We start from the raw sequence: 18,725 nt of genomic DNA, 5'->3' as shown, positions 1-18,725 counted from the left end.
TTTGCAATTGTTTCGATAAACTTCTTGCATTAACCGAACGGTTGGTCAATAAATTTCTCGGACTTACCATCGAATCCGGGCCGTCAGCCTGTTGATGGTTACAAAAAGGACCATTACCGCAATTAAGACTCATGTTTTGGAGGAGGAGAACCAGTCATGAAGTTTATCGGGATCAAATCGCTTTTGGCCTCAGCCGCTATCGCGGTGACAGGCAGTGTTGCGTTTGCCGCAGACTACACCCTGACAATTTCCAGCTGGGCACCACCGACCCACGGGATCAATGCCAAGATGTGGCCCAAATTCGTCGAGATGGTTGAAGAAGCCACAGACGGTCAGGTTACTGCCGAGCTGAAGCTGGGTATCGCACCGCCTCCGGCGCAGATGGATCTGATCATGGATGGCGCCGCTGACGCTTCGATCATTTTCCACGGCTATCAGCCGGGCCGCTTCGTCACGACGAAACTGATCGAACTGCCGGGCTATGAAGGTTCTGCCGAAGATGCATCGGTCGCCTATTGGCGTGCCTATGACGAGTATCTGAAGCAGGCGGATGAACACCGCGGCGTAAAGGTTATTGCCCTGCACACCCATGGCCCTGCGCAGCTGCATTCCAGCAACCAGGTCACCAATCTGGATGAAATCTCGGGTCTGAAGGTGCGTATTCCGGGTGGCGTCGGTGGCGATGTTGGTTCAGCACTGGGAGCAACCGGCATTCAGGTTCCGGCCCCCAAAGTCTATGAAACACTGGCGTCCAAGGCGGCAGATGGCGTCGTGATGCCCTTCGAATCCCGCAAGGGCTTCAAGCTGACCGAAGTGGCCCCCAACGTTTATGAGATGCCGGGTGGCCTGTATCGTGGTTCGTTCGCCTTCATCATGAACGAAGACACATTCGCCGATCTGCCCGAAGATCTGCAGAAGGCGCTGGACGAAAACGTCTTTGGTGAGCCTCTGAGCCGCGAAATCGGCAAAATCTGGGATGAGATCGACGCAACCGGCCGCGAAGCCACTGAGGGCACCGAAGGCAACTCAATCAACGCAGCAAGCGAATCTGACCTGGAGAAGTTCTCGGCCATTGCCGAGGATGTGCGCGCCAAGGTTATCGCCGAGGTCAACGAGGCGGGTGTCGATGCACAATCCGCCTATGACATGATCAAGTCGGAAATGTCTTCCAACTGATCTTCAAGTCAGGGGCGGCGCACCACCGCCGCCCCAAACCTTCCCCTTTCGGAGCTGCTAGATGACCTCTCTCATCCAGCTTGTGCGACGTGCCAGTGTTTTGCCGGTCATCGTAGCGAGCATTGCACTTTTCATCCTGATGGTAATGACATTCTGCGACGTCATTTTCCGATCGGTTTTCAATAACCCGATTGAAGCCGCTACAGAACTGACACGCATCCTGATGGCCATTCTGGTCTTTTCAGTTTTGCCAATCATTTCGGTCAACAACGGACATATCGCAGTCGATCTGACTGATGGAATTTTCAACCGCCTGCACCTGAGCCGCATACGTGATGCCATCATCTATCTGGCAAGCGGAGTAATGCTGTTCTGGCCTGTACAGCGGGTCTGGATTCTGGCGGAACGCGCGCGCGACTACGGCGATGTCACCGAATACCTGTCGATCCCGACCTACCTGATCGGATGGTTCATCACCGTTTCGGTCGCCATTACAGCCATCGTCATGATCATCACCGGTCTTCTGCACCTGTTCGCCCCCAAAGCTTTGACGGAACCCACTCAATGACCGCAGCACTTATAGGATTTACACTTGTTCTGGTTCTGGTGCTGCTGCGCCTGCCCATCGTCTTTGCTATGGGGCTGGTTGGCACACTTGGCTTTGCTTACGAGCGCGGAGGCTCGATCTTTGATGAACGTGGCCTCAAGGCTGCCATGTCGATGGTCGGTCGCCAGATCACTGACACCGCACAGGATTACGGCTTATCGGTCGTTCCCTTGTTCATCCTGATGGGACTGTTCGTAAACAAAGGTGGGATGGCCCGCGAGCTTTATGCAGTATCGAACGCCTTTCTAGGTCATATGCGCGGCGGGATTGCCATGGCTACAGTTGCCGCCTGCGGTGGATTCTCGGCCATCTGCGGCTCTTCTCTGGCAACGGCGGCGACAATGTCCAAAGTCGCCATGCCGGAAATGCGCCGCTATGGCTATACGGATGAACTGTCGACCGCATCCATCGCCGCCGGTGGCACGCTGGGCATTCTGATCCCGCCATCGGTCATTCTGGTGATCTATGGCCTGCTGACCGAAACCTCGATCGGTAAACTGTTCATGGCCGGGATCATCCCGGGCATCCTGGGCATCCTGTTTTACCTCTTTGCCGTGCGCTGGACCGTCTGGCGCAATCCCGAAGCAGGTCCAGCAGGAGAACGTGCCAGCTGGGCTGAGCGCCTGCGCGCGCTGGGTTCGGTCTGGGCCGTGTTGTTGCTGTTCTTCCTGGTGATCGGAGGTCTGTATGGCGTGTTTGATTTCGAGCCCCTGAACCTGACGTTTTCACCGACTGAGGCTGCAGGTATGGGCGCTGCAGGTGCATTCCTGATCGCCCTGTTCCGAGGTGGCCTGACCGTGGGTTCAACATTCGAAGTTCTCAAGGAAACCTGCTTTACTGCAGCGGCACTGTTTGCGGTATTGATTGGCGCACAGATCTTTTCGAACTTCATCAACCTCGCAGGACTGCCCGAAGCGCTGATCGCACTTGTTACGGCCTATGATGTTTCGCCCTTCGTCGTGATCCTGATGATCCTTGGCATCTACATCATTCTTGGCTGCGTGTTTGAATCGCTGTCCATGCTTCTGCTGACCGTGCCGATCTTTTTCCCACTGGTTACGTCACTGGGCTATGATCCGATCTGGTTCGGCATCGTCGTCGTCGTCGTTACCGAAATCTCGCTGATCACACCACCGGTTGGCCTGAACGTGTTCATTCTGAAAGGCGTGGTCGGAGATGTATCCACCGGCACGATTTTTCGGGGTGTCACCCCGTTCTGGGTAGCCGATATCTTTCGCCTGGCGTTGATCGTACTGGTCCCGATTGTGGTACTGTACTTGCCCCAACAGATGGGTGCGCTGGGTCACTAAGACCGGGGCGGTCCCGGCGACCGTCCCACAAATCCTAATTCATGAGACATGCCGCCTTTGGTGGCATGAAAGGAACAGGAGCATCCAATGTCTCTGCAACAGATTTCCAGTTTTGCCGCCGGTCAGTGGGTCGCGCCCGGAAACGGCGCACGTACGATCGCTTCGGCCATCACCGGCGAACCCTTTGCAACCGCTGGCAATTCAGCACTCGATGTGCAGGCAATGCTGGATTTCGCACGCAATACCGGCGGCCCTGCACTGCGCCAAATGACGTTTCACCAGCGCGCCAAGATGCTCAAGGCCCTGGCGCAAACTCTGTCAGGTCATAAACAGGCGCTTTACGATCTCAGCTTTAACACGGGCGCGACGCAAAACGATCATCTAATCGATATTGATGGTGGCATCGGCACAATGTTTGTCTTCGCCTCAAAGGGACGACGCGAGATGCCGGATAGTCATGTCTATCTGGATGGCGATCTCGAGCAACTGTCGCGAAACGGAACGTTTCTTGGGCAACATATCTGCACACCGCTGCACGGCGTCGCGATCCATATCAACGCATTCAACTTTCCGGTTTGGGGTATGCTGGAAAAGCTTGCCCCAACCCTGCTGGCGGGTGTCCCTGCCATCGTGAAACCAGCCACCAACAGCTGCTATGTAACCGAACTGGCCGTTCGGATCATGCTGGACAGCGGCATACTGCCTGCAGGCGCGCTGCAATTGGTGTCAGGCGGGATAGGTGACATGCTGGATCATCTGACCTGTCAGGATGTGGTCAGCTTTACCGGTTCGGCAGACACAGCCTTAAAGCTGCGTCAGAACCCGGTGATCCTGAACAACTCGGTTCGCTTTGTGGCCGAACAGGACAGTCTGAACGCTTCGATTCTTGGGCCAGATGCTGTGCCGGGTACACCCGAATTCGATCTGTTCGTCAAAGAAGTCTCTCGTGAGATGACCACCAAGGCCGGGCAGAAATGTACAGCCATCCGCCGCATAATCACTCCGGATACGCAGGTGGGGCCGGTGATCGAAGCTTTGTCGGCGCGACTTGCCAAAACTACCATTGGCGACCCCCGATTGGAGACAACACGCATGGGCGCGCTGGTCTCGAGCGGACAAAAGGCGGATGTGCTGGCCAAAGCCGATATCATCGGTCAGGAGGCCGAGCGTGTTTTTGGTGACCCCACTGCTTTTGACGTCGAAGGAACGGATACCAAGAACGGTGCCTTTGTCCCGCCAATGCTGTTCCACTGTGCCGACCCTGACAACGCCCAGCGCGTCCATGACACCGAGGCCTTCGGGCCCGTTTCGACAATCATGGGATATCGGGATCTGGATCATGCCATTGCGATCGCCAATCGTGGGCAAGGATCGCTGGTGACCTCATTGATCACACATGACACCGAAGTGGCACAAAACGTTGTCATTGGAACAGCGGCGTACAACGGGCGCATCTATATCAACGACCGAGACTCGATGAAGGAATCGACCGGCCATGGTTCCCCCCTGCCACATATGGTGCATGGTGGCCCCGGCCGCGCGGGCGGTGGCGAAGAAATGGGCGGTGTGCGCGGTGTTCAACACTATATGCAGCGCACGGCCATTCAGGGTTCGCCACGGATGCTGTCATCGCTTGGCAAAAAGTGGGTTCCCGGTGCGCCCGAGATCCAAGGCCCGGCACACCCGTTCACCCGCAAATTCGGCGAATTGAGCATTGGGGAAACGCTGAACACAGCCTCGCGTACGATCACACTGGATGACATCGAGCATTTTGCTCATTTCACCGGCGATACGTTCTATGCCCACATGAATGACGACGCCGCCGCACGAAACCCGTTCTTTCCCGGTCGGGTTGCGCATGGCTATCTGCTGCTGAGCTTTGCAGCGGGATTGTTTGTTGAGCCGAACGAAGGTCCGGTTCTTGCGAATACCGGCCTTGACGGCCTGCGCTTTATGAAGCCGGTTGTCGCCGGAGATAGCATCAAGGTGCGGCTGACGGTCAAACAAAAGACCCAGCGTACGGACGAGTATGGCGAAGTTCGCTGGCACGTGACCCTGACCAATCAGGATGATGAGATGGTGGCAGAGTATGAATTGCTGACCATGAATGCCTATTGAGCCATTCAAAACTCAGCGCGGGCGAATGTGTTTTTCTTATTCGCCCGAACGCTTTAAACTGGTTGCATGACCAGTGAACAAAGGTGGTTCGATACCGCAGTATCTGAATTGGCGGACCCGCAGAACCAGCGGGTTTGGTCCATCATCGTATCGTTGTTCGGCGATCTGGCTCAGAAACCTGCAGCACAGATATCAGGCGGGGCACTGACCCGAATAATCGAGCCGATGGGGATCAAGCCCGAAGCAATCCGCGTGGCTGTGCACAGGTTGCGCAAAGATGGCTGGATTGAAAGTGATCGCATTGGCCGCGTATCGCGGCACTACCTTACAGAATACGGGCGTTCACAGTCTGCGGTGGTGACACCACGCATTTATGCACGCGATCCCATCCCGGCTGAGCGCTGGCATTTGCTGATCGCCGAAGAAGGGACAGGAACGCGGGCATTGGAAGACGTGATGCTCAGCCGCGACTATACCCCGATTGGCCGGAATGTGGCCTTGGGCGCGGGCACACCACCCGATGATCATGACGATCTGCTGGCTTTGGAGGTTTCAGCGCAGGATACACCCAAATGGGTGCAGGACCGGCTGTGTACGCCCGAGATGCGCGAAGCCTGCCGCACCCTTCATGATGCCCTGCGACGCGTGTCACAAAGCCGTCCAGCTGGCTGGAAGCCTTCGCCATCTGAAATTGCGACTCTGCGTACCCTGATCGTTCACCGTTGGCGGCGCGTTGTGTTGCGGCAGCCCGATTTACCCCAGACCTTTTACCCCGCAGACTGGCGCGGCCCCGCCTGCCGAGCCGAGGTGTTCCGCCTGCTCGACACTCTCCCCCGGCCCGATCTGGACGAACTCAACCAATCCGGGTGACGTCGCGGCAGACTATTCACATGCCGATCTATGCTCCTATCCTTTCTCTGTATCCGGGCTGAACGTCTTGGGAGGGGCGTCCTTGTATGCAACATGAAACCGATATGCTGATCGTCGGCGCCGGATTTTCTGGGCTCATCATGGCAATCGAAGCCCGCAAACGCGGACTCACCGACATCACCATCCTGGAAAAGGCCGGTGATATTGGCGGAACGTGGCGTGAGAACACCTATCCCGGGGTAGCCTGCGATGTGCCTTCACATCTCTACTCCATGGCGACGCATCTCAATCCGGATTGGAGCCGTGCCTATGCCGGTGGTGCCGAGATCCAGTCCTATCTGCAGCGTGTAGCCAAGGAAGAAGGGTTGTATGACCTGTGCCGCTTTCACACCGAACTGAAATCTGCCAGATGGGATGGTAGTGCATGGCAGGTAGAGACATGTGACGGACATCGATGGAAAGCCCGTTTTCTGGTCTCGGCCATCGGCGCCCTACATATACCCAGCATTCCGAACATTCCCGGCGCGGACAGCTTTCCCGGACCGTGCTTCCATTCCGCCGAATGGGATCACGCCGTTGCGCTGGATGGCAAGCGTGCCGCAGTCGTCGGCACGGGCGCCTCGGCGGTTCAATTCGTTCCGGAAATCGCAAAGGTTGCCAAGCAGGTCACCATCTTTCAGCGCACCGCCCCTTATGTCCTGCCCCGACCTGATGGCCCGATCGCGCCCTGGGTTCGACGCCTTTACAGACGTCTCCCCCCGCTGCCGCGTATTCGTCGCAAGCTGATCTACACGCTGTTCGAATTCAGGCATCGCGTGTTCCGGGGTGAAAAAGGAGCGGTTGATTTTGCCATGAAGATGTGGCGACACGCGCTGGAAAACGCCATTCCTGATGCGTCGAAACAAAAGATGCTCACCCCGGATTACCGGATCGGCTGCAAACGTATCCTCAGTTCGAATGACTGGTATCCTGCCCTGGCGCGCGACAATGTCGAAGTGATCCCACACGGGGTTGCCTCAGTCGAAGGAAATCAGATCACTGCAACGGATGGCAGCCAGTTTCACGCGGATGTTCTGATCTGGGGCACAGGCTTTCACGTGACAGATGCAGTTCAGAGGCTGAACATCACGGGTGAGGACGAGTTGACCCTTCGCGATGCATGGGCAGATGGCATGCAGGCCAATCTGGGCACCGCCATCGCGGGTTTTCCCAATTTCTTCATTCTGCTCGGCCCGCATACCGGATTGGGGCACAATTCCGTCGTTCTGATGATCGAAGCGCAGGTGAGCCATATCGGTCGGGTTCTGGACGAGATGCAAAAGAACGGCATCCGCACTATCGTGCCCGATGGGCATAAACAGGCTGAGTTTACAAAAGAGATGCAGGACCGACATACCGACAGTGTCTGGCAGGCGGGCGGTTGCACCTCATGGTATCAGGATGCCAACGGGCGCAACACAACACTGTGGCCAGGCACCGTTGCTGAGTTTCAAAAACGCATGGCGCGCTCTGGTCTTGAGCAATATCATGCGGTGAACCCACAGTCCGGAGATAGATGAGATGACAGTATTGCTGACAATCGCCCTGCTTATCGGAGTGTTCCTGATCGGAGCAAACCTGTGGACCCGCAGATTGACCCGGCAAGGCATCGCAACCGTGCCGCAGATCGGGCAAATCGTACCCGTCAATGGCGGTAGCATTCATTATGTCGAAAAGGGTGAACCCGGAAAACAGACAATCCTGATGATTCACGGGCTGACGGGGCAGTTGCAGCATTTCACTTATGCCCTGATGGACCAGCTCGCGCAGGACTATCATGTCATAGCGGTCGATCGACCTGGCTGCGGTTATTCGACCCGCGACGATGCAAGCCTTGGCACCCTGACCGAACAGGCGCGCATGATACACGAGTTCATGCAGAAAAAAGACATCAGCGATGTGGTTCTCGTAGGTCATTCGCTTGGTGGTGCCGTATCGCTGGCGATGGCGCAGGCCTACCCCGACGACATCAAGGCGCTGGCATTGCTGGCTCCGCTGACGCATCGGATGCCTGGACCTCCGGCGATTTTCAAGCCGCTTGAGATCCGCACCGAATGGCTGCGCAATCTGATCGGCAACACCATTGCGGTGCCATTGGCAAAAAAGACGGCACCCCATGTCATCCACGAGGCTTTTGCGCCTGAAGCCGCCCCACCGGATTTTCTGGATCGGGCAGGTGGCGCACTGGGGTTGCGTCCGTCTGCATTCATCACCGGATCGCAGGATGTAATCGGCATCGAGGCCAGTATCGACGGAGTAAATCAAGGCTACAAAGATCTGCAGGTACCGGGCGGTATCCTTTACGGTTCCGACGATCCAATCCTGTCACCCGCCCAACATGGCGTACCGATGCAACAATTCGGACTTTCTTACGAACAGCTGGAAAATCGGGGTCACATGATCCTGATTACCGCGCCGGACGAATGCGCGACTTTCATTCGAAACGTTCTGGATGCCGCGCAGACTGAGAAACCCAGGGCGGAAAATCGGTGATGATTTAAAACTTGAAAGAATCCGGAACAAACTTGGTGTTTCCCTCTTGACCCCCCCAAGCCTCTCCCTTAAATCGCCTCTCACCGTGGCGGAGTAGCTCAGTTGGTTAGAGCAGCGGAATCATAATCCGCGTGTCGGGGGTTCAAGTCCCTCCTCCGCTACCAAATTTCTCTAAAATATAGCGACGCCGCATAGCATGAACCGCCGCTATGTGAAGTGCCGATCAACAGACTGACTGTATTCGTTGCACAGGGATTTCTGCCTGTTTCTGCTGACCTGCCAGCTCTCAAATATTCTCGACCGATCTATCTCTGACACCAGTCGTTTCTGCAGCTTTCGGCGTTCGCGAAGAAAATCGGCCTTCGATCCTGTTTCGAAGCTTGCTAACTCTGCGGCGCACTACCTGTGCCATGTCCACGAAGGGGCGGAAATAGATATCCGAAATGCGCGACGCATGAGCCTCGGAAGGTTGCAGACCGAACTTGAGGCGGCTGTCCTGCTCGGACAAATGTAGAGATCCGAACAGCCAATCCCAGATCGCAAAGGCCACGCCAAAGTTCTTGTCATGATGCTCGCGCGCGATCGAGTGATGCACCTGATGCTGAGCCGGCGAGATTAGGATGTGCTCCAGCCAGGGCCAGTAGCGGATCGAGATATGAGAATGCCGCAGGTTCGAACCGGTCATGTGGAAGACAAAGGACATGACGTTCACGCCAAGCACCGTATAAAGATCTACCGCGCTACCAAACAGGAACAGGAAAACCGCCATTGTCGTCCCCTGCGCAACGGCACCACGGAGACTATAGAGAATTCCCTCCAACGGGTGCGTTCGATACACCGTGATCGGCGTCATCGTCTCAGCCGAGTGATGGGTTTTGTGGATGGCCCACAACAGCGGCCAATGATGCATCCAGCGATGAACCAGATATTTGGTGAAGTCATCGACGATAAAAATAGTCGCCGTGAACAACGCGACGATCAGGCCTGTTGGAACATCCGAGAACACGCCCCTTTGCAGGAATGCAATATCATGCAGCGCATAGTATAGGGCGGTCGCAATCGCCAACTGCGATACCAGCAGCGGCGAAATGAACATCGTGAACACCCGATTGATCACGAAAATCTTGTAGTCAGCCTTTGCTGATGGTGAAAAAAGGATTTTGCGATCGAATATCTGATGCAGTGCCAGCTTGAAAGAGGACCTGCGTACGGCAACCAGCCAGACCAGAGCAATCAGAACGGTCAAAATCAAATACCCCAAAAAAACACGTTTCTTGGGATTGGAAAAATCTGCAAGGACAGAGCTTATTTGCTCGAGTAAATCCAAGGGATGCCTTTCGGCCAAAAATCCGGCAGCACCATTTACTGCGCTGCCGGATCAGGGTCAAAAGACCCTTAGTCGTTTTCTGCCGAGGCGTTCTCGCCCAGCTTTTCAGCCAGTGCTGCCAGATCCGCAGTCGCGTCATTCGCACGCGATTCGATGCCGAACGTGTCGATCAGCAGTTTCTGAACTTTCAGCATGTTGACCTGATAATCATCCAGCGTCATTTCGCGGCCGCGGACAAAGTTGCCATCGGCATCGATGTCGGACACCATCTTGCCGTCAGGCATCGCCGGACCGAAACCGATCAGCCAGTTCAGATCGATAGCAGTGGCACCCAGGTTGTTTTTGCCCGACTGCAGAGCCATCGAGAAGCCTTTGAGCTCGCCCCAGTGCTTGGCATAGTTGCGCAGCGCCTTGTCGGTGTCTTCACCCGACTTGATCTTGTCGATGTCTTTGTAGACAGAACCAGCGTACTTGAAGGTGGCTTCTGCCAGCGTCTTTTCCCAGTTCGTCTCGATGATGTCGGCGTAGTTTTTCAGCTCAGCACGCTGCTCATCGGTCAGAGCTTCGCCATTGGCAGACGCGATCAGCGCACGGCCATCACGGAAGGCGTTGAAGATGGTGTTCATGTATTGGGTCGACTTGGTGCCACCCTTGTCCGCGCCTGCGGCGTAGTATGCCGGGCCAAAGACCATCTCAGTCTTCAGATCGATGACACCGTCACCGTTTGCGTCAGCGGCAGCCATGTCTTTTTGCTTGGACACGCCATAGTTCTGCTCAGGTGACAGGCTTGCCGAGTGGGCTGCGGCACCAAAGTAACCGAACGCTTCGTCCCACGAATGCTCTTTACCGGTGTAGTGTGCGCCTTCTTTGTAAGGCTTGTCATTCGGCTTGTTATCGGCTTCCAGTTTCTCGTCGAGGTAGTTGTCGACGGCCTGGTTGTAAGCCATTGCGCCCAAAGTGAACTTCGAGATCAGCTGACCCCAGTCCATGCCGTTCACCGGATCGTAACCCTGGTTAGAGGCTGCTGCCATCTTGATCATCTGCAGTGCAACGTCGACACCAGTCTGGTTGCCGGGCCATGCCGTCATAGCGCCTTTGTAGAACTTGCCCGAGATGTTCTTGCCTTTGGAAATTTCATTCACAGTCGATTGCTTGACCGGGAAACCGTCTTTGGAGGCAGGCGCGATGATGACCAGATCTTCTTCAGAACCGTTGAAGTAAGACAGCATCAGTGCTTCGACTTCGGCCGCGTTATTGCCGCCATCGCCTTTGCTGGCTGCTTTTTTCAGGCTGTCATGCAGCACGTGGCGCGCGATCTGGCCGGAGTAGGATACCGAGTCAGTCTTGTCGCCTTCATAGCCTTTCACGGTGACCGGGAAGGGACCGTATGATTCCTGAGCCAGCGCCGCGCCACCGACGAGCGTAGCTGCGATGATCGCAGAAGTGAGTTTGAGTTTTGATTTGAGCATAGGGGTCCCTCGGTTATTGTCCGACAAAAGGAGTCGGAAAATTTAATCTGATCTTTTTAGTCAGCTTAAAGCCCGAGATGTCAAGCCCTATTGAGCGCAAACACCATCATGTTAGCGCCAATGAACCTCAAAGCTTGTGCATTAACAGCTTCCCCCTAATGAGAGGTATCGCTGAGCAAGTCTCCCACCTCGTAATCTCAGCTCCCGGGAGGCGCTCCATGAACTTTCAGGGAAATCACGGAGCAAATAAAAAGGCCCGCCAAATGGCGGGCCTTCCCGATTTAGCAATACAAATCAGTGCACCACAGCATCATCAGGCCGTGGACGTTCGGATGTACCCAAACGGTCGCCGATGATCAGGCCGTCTGTACCTGCGGTTACCGGAACGGTCTCGCCGTCTTTAATCTCACCAGCCAGCAACGCTTCGGCCAGCGGGTTCTGCAAGGCGCGCTGGATCACGCGCTTGAGCGGACGCGCACCAAAGACCGGATCATAACCTTCGTTCGCCAGCCACTCCTTGGCACCATCGTCCAGAACCAGCTCGATCTTGCGGGCGGCCAAACGTTTCTGCAGACGCGCCATCTGGATATCGACAATGCCATCCATATCGGCCCGCTTGAGACGATCAAAGATAATGGTCTCGTCCAGACGGTTCAGGAATTCCGGCCGGAAATGCGCCCGGACCGCATCCATCACGTCGCGTTTCGCCTGTGCACTATCCGCGCCTTCTGGCAACTGACTAAGCGCCTGAGACCCAAGGTTCGACGTCAGGATGATCAGCGTCTGCTTGAAGTCCACCGTGCGGCCCTGACCATCGGTCAGAACGCCGTCGTCCAGAACCTGCAGGAGCACGTTGAACACATCCGGGTGCGCCTTTTCGACCTCATCGAACAGCACGACCTGATAGGGCCGGCGCCGCACGGCTTCGGTCAGCACACCGCCTTCGTCGTAACCAACATAGCCCGGAGGGGCACCGATCAGACGGGCAACCGCGTGTTTCTCCATGAACTCGGACATGTCGATGCGCACCATCGCGTTGTCATCGTCGAACAGGAAGTTCGCCACAGCCTTGGTCAGCTCGGTCTTACCCACGCCGGTCGGGCCGAGGAACAGGAACGAACCCAACGGGCGTCCTTCGTCGTTCAGCCCGGCACGCGCACGGCGCACGGCGTTGGCCACGGCAGTAACCGCAGCGTCCTGACCAATCACGCGGGAATGCAGATCGTCTTCCATCCGCAGCAGTTTCTCGCGTTCACCTTCCAGCATTTTCGAGGTCGGGATACCGGTCCAGCGTTCGACCACCGAGGCGATCTGTTCCGGACGCACCGTTTCCTCAGCCATCATGGCGTTGCTTTCGGCGTTCTCGGCCTCGGTCAGCTTTTTCTCAAGCTCGGGGATGACGCCATAGGACAGCTCACCCGCTTTGGCGAGGTTACCTTCGCGCTTGGCGATCTCCAGATCAGCCCGCGCCTTGTCGAGCTGTTCTTTCAGATCACGCGCACCAGCCAGCTTGTCGCGTTCGGCCTGCCACTGGGCAGTCATCTCGGCGGATTTCTCCTGCAGATCAGCCAGATCCCTTTGCAAGGTTTCCAGACGATCCTTCGAGGCCGCGTCGTCCTCAAGCTTCAGCGCCTCTTCCTCGATTTGCATCTGCAGGATCTGGCGATCCAGCTGATCGAGTTCCTCGGGCTTGGAATCCACTTCCATCCGCAACCGCGACGCCGCCTCATCGACCAAATCGATGGCTTTGTCGGGCAGGAAGCGGTCGGTGATATAGCGATGCGACAGTGTCGCCGCCGAGACCAACGCCGAGTCCGAGATGCGCACGCCGTGGTGCAACTCGTATTTTTCCTTGATGCCGCGCAGGATGCTGATCGTGTCCTCGACCGTCGGCTCGGTGACCATCACAGGCTGGAACCGGCGCGCAAGGGCCGCGTCTTTTTCGACGTATTTGCGGTACTCATCCAATGTGGTCGCACCGATACAATGCAACTCACCCCGGGCAAGCGCAGGCTTGATCAGGTTCGCCGCATCCATTGCGCCGTCGGATTTACCGGCACCAACCAGCGTGTGCATCTCGTCGATGAACAGGATGATCTCACCGGCGGCCTCAGTGACCTCGGTCAGAACGGCCTTGAGGCGTTCTTCAAATTCACCGCGGTACTTCGCACCAGCGATCAGCGCGCCCATGTCGAGTGCGAGCAGTTTCTTGTCCTTCAGCGATTCTGGCACGTCACCGTTAACGATGCGCAGGGCCATGCCCTCGGCAATCGCGGTTTTACCGACGCCCGGCTCACCAATCAGAACCGGGTTGTTCTTGGTGCGGCGCGACAGAACCTGCATCGAGCGTCGGATTTCTTCATCGCGCCCGATGATCGGGTCGATCTTGCCCTCAGCCGCAGCCTCAGTCAGGTCACGCGCGTATTTCTTGAGCGCGTCATAACCCTCTTCCGCCGATGCGGTGTCAGCGGTGCGGCCCTTACGGATGTCATTGATCGCTTCGTTCAGTTTCTGTGCGGATACGGCACCGGCTTCCAATGCCTCTTTGGCCTTGGATTTCACCATACACAGCGCCATCAGCACCCGCTCGACGGGCACAAAGCTATCGCCAGCTTTGGTGGCGATCTTTTCGGCTTCGTCCAGAACCTTGGCCGTCTGTCCGTCCATGTAGATCTGGCTTGCATCGCCACTGACCTTGGGAATCTTGGCCATTGCGGCGTCCAACGCCTCGACCACGCGGATCGGCGCACCGCCCGCGCGGGTGATCAGGTTGCTGGCCAGCCCCTGATCGTCATCCATCAATGCTTTCAATATATGTGTGGGCTCCAGCCTCTGGTGCCCCTCGCGCAGCGCAATGGTCTGCGCCGCCTGCACGAAACCCCGTGCCCGCTCGGTGAACTTGTTCAAGTCCATAGCATTCTCCTTTTTCTAAGCGCCCTAATTTCGCTGCGCCCGCTTGGCGGCACGCTTCGGTCTGGGCCTCGCATTCAATTTGGGAAATATCTTTGCTGCTTCAAGAGGCTAGGCCACAGAAACCGGGATTACTCGCGAGGTATTGTGTAGACGGTATAGCCTCCGGTTTCTGCCACTTGCCGAGCATCAAACATATCCACCAATGACTGAGCCGCATTGCTGCCCGTCGGACAGGAAACCAGGTCTGCCGTATGATCCAGGAAATTGACGGTAAAGGCTGTTTCACCTGTCACCTGACACCAATCATCCGCTGATCTGTAACCACGAACCAGATACAGATTGTCATTGGTTGGTGGCGGTGCTGGATCTACGATCACACCCGGCACCGGGTATGCCGTGTTCTCTTCACAAGCTGCCAGGGCAATGGCAATTCCAAGTAGAGCCAACTTCTTCAACTTCTGTCCCTCCATCCAATTCATTTTGCGGGGACCATAGCACATGTCGCCATCCACGACGTGACATAGATCACGGATGCATGGACAGAACGGCCGGAACCCGCTAGGACGCAGACGTTTGTCAAAAAGGAGCCTGCCCCATGTCCGATGACCGTCTTATCGTTGCCCTCGATGTTCCGAACGCCCTGCAGGGGCTGGCCATGGCCGAGCGGCTGGGCGACAGCGTCTCTTTCTACAAGATCGGACTAGGCATGTTGACCGGCGGTGGGTTGGCGCTGGCCAACGAACTGAAGCAGGACCACGGAAAACGCATCTTTCTGGACATGAAGCTGTTCGACATCGGCAACACTGTAGAAAACGCGGTACGGGGTCTGGCCCAGTTCGACTTGGATTTTCTGACAGTCCATGGCGACCCGCATGTTGTACGCGCCGCGAAAGAAGGCGCTTCGGGCAAAGACCTCAAGATTCTGGCCGTGACGATCCTGACTTCGCTGAACCGGGATGACCTGGATTCCAGCCTGTTGAAAGCGGGCGACGTGCAGGAACTTGTTGTTGAGCGTGCTGCCAAGGCCTTCGAAGCCGGAGCGGACGGCGTCATTGCAAGTCCGCAGGAAGCAGCCCTGATCCGCGCCCTGCCCCAATCGGAAGGCCGCCTGATTGTGACACCCGGCGTACGCCCCGCCGGAGCGGCTTTGGGAGATCAGAAACGCGTTGCTACCCCCGCAAGCGCGATTGGCGACGGGGCCGATCATATCGTTGTCGGCCGTCCAATTTATCAGGCAGAGGACCCAAAAGCGGCGGCAGAAGCGGTTCTGAACGAGTTAAATTCACTGACACATCACTAATTGAGTTCGCAGACTTAGCCTCAAATCTGGCTGTAAAAGCGCCCTCAACCAGTTGACCTTACGTCAGTTTTTAGGCGCACCGCGCCAAATCGTCTCTGTGCCCGAAAACACACATGAAAAAGGCGAGTTTTAGCAAGGTCGGCTTCGAGCTATCGAAATTGGCGAATTTGAGCGATTCTGTACTCGGAACACTCCCCAACGGACCGTATCTTCCTGAGGTCCGTTACCTCCCCCCGCAAACGCGGGGGGTCTTCTTGTTAAGGCATCGATCATCGGCAAAGTACACGGCGAATCTTTGATCTGCCGGTGTTGGTGATATACCCTCGGATATCTTGCTTCCCCACCACGCCCACATTGCGCAGAAGGAATAGGATGCCCGGTCTTTGCCGAGATTGTTTGACCCTACTGGCTGAAGAACGTCGTTGTACGTCCTGCGGCAGCCCGCGTGTCAAAACACATCCAGAACTCTTTGACCTGACCATCGCACATATGGATTGCGATGCTTTCTATGCCTCGGTTGAAAAGCGCGACAATCCCGAACTGGCGGATAAACCGGTGATCATAGGAGGCGGCAAGCGCGGCGTGGTTTCAACCGCCTGCTATGTTGCCCGTATTCGTGGGGTGAGATCGGCAATGCCGATGTTCAAGGCGTTGCAGCTGTGTCCAGATGCCGTCGTCATCAAACCTCGGATGTCGATCTATGTGGGTGTCTCGCGCCAGATCCGCGCGATGATGGATGAACTGACACCGGACGTAGAGCCCTTGTCGCTTGATGAGGCTTTCATGGACCTGTCCGGAACCGAGCGCCTGCATGGCGCGCCACCTGCAGTGATGCTGGCCCGGCTGGTCAAACGAATGAAGGATGAACTGGGGCTGACCGGTTCGATCGGGCTGAGCCACAACAAGTTTCTGGCCAAGGTTGCCTCTGATCTCGATAAGCCGCGCGGTTTTTCAGTGATCGGCAAGGCCGAGACTGCATCGTTTCTGAACGACAAACCCGTAAGGCTGATCTGGGGGATCGGGCCAGCGGCGCAGGAATCGCTGGACCGGTCGGGAATTCGAACATTTTCAGATCTGCTTCGATGGGATCAGGAGGCTCTGACCGCACGCTTAGGATCGATGGGTTATCGGCTTTGGCATCTGGCGCGCGGACAGGACAAACGCCGGGTGTCAGCCCATGAACCTATGAAATCCATCAGCAATGAGACCACTTTTTTCGAAGACACCGCCAGTCTCGATATTCTGGACGGGCACCTGTGGCGCATGTCCGAAAAAGTGGCAGATCGGGCTAAAGCAAAAGGCTTGGCCGGTCGCGTCGTGACACTCAAACTTAAAAAGGCCAATCACAAGATCCTGACACGAAGGGTTTCACTACGCGATCCTACACAGATCGCGGATAGGATTTATCGCACGGCGCGGGGCTTATTTGATCAGGTTGGAGATCAGGGGCCCTATCGGCTGCTGGGATGTGGTATCTCCGATCTTTGCCCTGCTGATCAGGCAGACATATCCGGCGACCTGCTGGATCCGGGTGCTGTGCAGAGATCAAAGGCGGAACGCGCAACAGATGAGATTCGGCAAAGGTTCGGAACCGAAGCAATCGTAAAAGGACGTTCGCTGCGTTAACCCGCTATTCTGCCGCAAGCCGAACCGGTTGAGCGCCGATACAAGCGATTTCGGCGACGACATCGCGCAGAATCTCTCTGAACTCTTCAAAGTTCGCATTCGGCTCAATCGTTTCCTCATCCATATACAACGACCGATCAATCTCGATCTGGATGGCATGCTGTTGGCGTCCCGGCCGGCCGTATGTCTGAGTGACATAGGCCCCGGCAAAGGGCGCATTCCGCGCCACATTGAGCCCTGCCGAGGCAAAAGCCGCTTCAATCTGATCGACAATAACACCTGATGCCGAAGCCCCGAACCGATCCCCCAACACAATGTCCGGCTTATTGCCGCGCGCATTGCCCGAGATCGCGACCGCTTCATGCGGCATGGAATGACAGTCAACCAGGATGGCTTGCCCGAATTCTTCGTGCGATTCGGCCAGCAATGACTTCAGTCTCGCATGATAGGGGCGCCAGTAATTGTCGATCCGCAACCGCGCCTCGTCCATGGTCAGCTTACCGCGATAAATCGCGCGACCATTTGCGACAACGCGGGGAATCACACCAAGTCCCGAGGCGACACGGGGATTATGCCCCTGACGGCGGGCCCCTTGAATCAGTGCTGGATCCAACTCTTCCGCACTGCGGTTCAGATCGAGATATGCACGTGGCATCGCTGCTTTCAGGAATGGGGCGCCAAACTCGGCCGCCGCATCGAACAGTTGATCAACGAATGCATCCTCAGAGGACCGAATCACGTTTCGGTTCAAAACCGTTCGCTTCATCAGCGCTGAGGGGTAGTCCCGGCCACTATGAGGTGAGGAAAACACCACGCATGAGGTGCGCTTGGCGGGCATTTCCAATCCGTAGGCTGAGTTCTTCATGGGTTCTCCTTGTTCCTTCCGAACATAGACCGGAAAATAGTTCTTCCAAACCCCTTGATCCCCCCAACGACTCCTTTTATAGACCCCGCTACCGGCGCGGGGTTCCGCGCCCCATTTCGTTATGGGGCAGGTCACGCAAAGGTTTCGTGGGCGGTTAGCTCAGCGGTAGAGCACTTCGTTGACATCGAAGGGGTCACAAGTTCGATCCTTGTACCGCCCACCATCGTTTCACTGTTCCGGATTTCCGGGGCACCCGCTAACCTAGGCGCTGGCCACGTCTTTTGATGAAGGCGCCGCAAAATGGAGACAGACCCATGAAGGTCAAGAACTCGCTCCGCTCGCTCAAGAACCGGCACCGTGATTGCCGCGTTGTGCGTCGCAAAGGCCGCGTCTACGTTATCAACAAGACGCAGCGCAAGTTCAAAGCTCGCCAGGGCTAAGAACTGCACATATCGATTTAAAAGAACCGCGCCTTCGAGCGCGGTTTTTTTATGCGCGCTGACATGACAACTCCGCCCTGGCTACACAAGCATTCGCTTGTAACCGATGTCAGACCGCACAAAGTCGCCAAAAGCCTTTTTTAAACCGATCCGCATTGAGGAAACCTCTGCT

Annotated in this window: 15 protein-coding genes and 2 tRNA genes; 12 read left to right on the top strand and 5 right to left on the bottom strand. The window is 56.4% G+C overall.

The features are described from left to right. Positions 1-156: 156 nt before the first annotated feature. The 8 genes from E1297_RS41480 to E1297_RS41445 all read left to right on the top strand — a co-directional run bounded on the left by E1297_RS41480 (position 157) and on the right by E1297_RS41445 (position 8,777). Complete coding sequence (locus E1297_RS41480; protein WP_155148750.1) at positions 157-1,176, top strand: TRAP transporter substrate-binding protein; 1,020 nt, start codon at positions 157-159, stop codon at positions 1,174-1,176. Positions 1,177-1,237: 61 nt separating this feature from the next. Continuing rightward, positions 1,238-1,744, top strand: coding sequence for a TRAP transporter small permease (locus E1297_RS41475; protein WP_155148748.1), 507 nt, complete (start codon positions 1,238-1,240; stop codon positions 1,742-1,744). Then, entirely contained in the window at positions 1,741-3,093 is a 1,353-nt protein-coding gene (locus E1297_RS41470; RefSeq protein ID WP_155148746.1) for a TRAP transporter large permease, read from the top strand. Before E1297_RS41475 ends, E1297_RS41470 begins: the two co-directional genes overlap by 4 nt. 87 nt (positions 3,094-3,180) lie before the next feature. Next, positions 3,181-5,211 carry a phenylacetic acid degradation bifunctional protein PaaZ gene (paaZ, locus tag E1297_RS41465; protein ID WP_155148744.1) on the top strand — a complete coding sequence of 677 codons (2,031 nt, stop codon included), beginning with the start codon at positions 3,181-3,183 and terminating at the stop codon, positions 5,209-5,211. A gap of 66 nt (positions 5,212-5,277) precedes the next feature. Beyond that, positions 5,278-6,081 (top strand): PaaX family transcriptional regulator C-terminal domain-containing protein, encoded by an 804-nt coding sequence (locus tag E1297_RS41460; protein ID WP_155148742.1) that lies wholly within the window; start codon positions 5,278-5,280, stop codon positions 6,079-6,081. Between the two features lie 86 nt (positions 6,082-6,167). Then, entirely contained in the window at positions 6,168-7,640 is a 1,473-nt protein-coding gene (locus tag E1297_RS41455; RefSeq protein ID WP_155148740.1) for an NAD(P)/FAD-dependent oxidoreductase, read from the top strand. Position 7,641: 1 nt separating this feature from the next. Further along, the gene (locus E1297_RS41450; RefSeq protein ID WP_155148739.1) at positions 7,642-8,613 is read left to right on the top strand and encodes an alpha/beta fold hydrolase; all 972 of its coding nucleotides are present in this window, start codon (positions 7,642-7,644) and stop codon (positions 8,611-8,613) included. An 87-nt stretch (positions 8,614-8,700) separates the two neighbouring features. Next, positions 8,701-8,777 (top strand) — tRNA-Met (locus tag E1297_RS41445). Between the two features lie 122 nt (positions 8,778-8,899). On the opposite strand, the gene E1297_RS41440 is transcribed toward E1297_RS41445, so the two are convergent. From E1297_RS41440 to E1297_RS41425, 4 genes are all read right to left on the bottom strand, one after another. Next, a complete protein-coding gene (locus E1297_RS41440) occupies positions 8,900-9,859 on the bottom strand; it encodes a sterol desaturase family protein (protein WP_244328081.1) in 960 nt (319 codons plus the stop codon). A gap of 149 nt (positions 9,860-10,008) precedes the next feature. Next, a complete protein-coding gene (locus tag E1297_RS41435; protein WP_155148737.1) occupies positions 10,009-11,409 on the bottom strand; it encodes a DUF4856 domain-containing protein in 1,401 nt (466 codons plus the stop codon). A gap of 294 nt (positions 11,410-11,703) precedes the next feature. Beyond that, positions 11,704-14,322: an ATP-dependent chaperone ClpB gene (clpB, locus tag E1297_RS41430; RefSeq protein ID WP_155148736.1), complete on the bottom strand. Its 2,619-nt coding sequence runs from the start codon at positions 14,320-14,322 to the stop codon at positions 11,704-11,706. Positions 14,323-14,450: 128 nt separating this feature from the next. After that, positions 14,451-14,777, bottom strand: coding sequence for a hypothetical protein (locus E1297_RS41425; RefSeq protein WP_155148735.1), 327 nt, complete (start codon positions 14,775-14,777; stop codon positions 14,451-14,453). A gap of 140 nt (positions 14,778-14,917) precedes the next feature. Between E1297_RS41425 and pyrF the strand changes: the two genes are divergently transcribed. Further along, the gene (pyrF, locus tag E1297_RS41420; protein ID WP_155148734.1) at positions 14,918-15,622 is read left to right on the top strand and encodes an orotidine-5'-phosphate decarboxylase; all 705 of its coding nucleotides are present in this window, start codon (positions 14,918-14,920) and stop codon (positions 15,620-15,622) included. Between the two features lie 372 nt (positions 15,623-15,994). Further along, positions 15,995-17,248, top strand: coding sequence for a DNA polymerase IV (locus tag E1297_RS41415; RefSeq protein ID WP_155148733.1), 1,254 nt, complete (start codon positions 15,995-15,997; stop codon positions 17,246-17,248). A 4-nt stretch (positions 17,249-17,252) separates the two neighbouring features. Here E1297_RS41415 and E1297_RS41410 read toward each other — a convergent pair whose 3' ends face one another. Beyond that, a complete protein-coding gene (locus E1297_RS41410; RefSeq protein WP_155148732.1) occupies positions 17,253-18,113 on the bottom strand; it encodes an N-formylglutamate amidohydrolase in 861 nt (286 codons plus the stop codon). 148 nt (positions 18,114-18,261) lie between these two features. Between E1297_RS41410 and E1297_RS41405 the strand changes: the two genes are divergently transcribed. Together E1297_RS41405 and ykgO are read left to right on the top strand one after the other, a co-directional pair. Beyond that, positions 18,262-18,336 (top strand) — tRNA-Val (locus E1297_RS41405). A 91-nt stretch (positions 18,337-18,427) separates the two neighbouring features. Continuing rightward, entirely contained in the window at positions 18,428-18,553 is a 126-nt protein-coding gene (gene ykgO, locus E1297_RS41400; RefSeq protein WP_005648635.1) for a type B 50S ribosomal protein L36, read from the top strand. The last annotated feature ends 172 nt before the right edge of the window (positions 18,554-18,725 follow it).

The sequence above is a fragment of the Roseibium sp. RKSG952 genome, from assembly GCF_009711355.1.
This window is presented reverse-complemented; position numbering and strand designations above follow the sequence as displayed.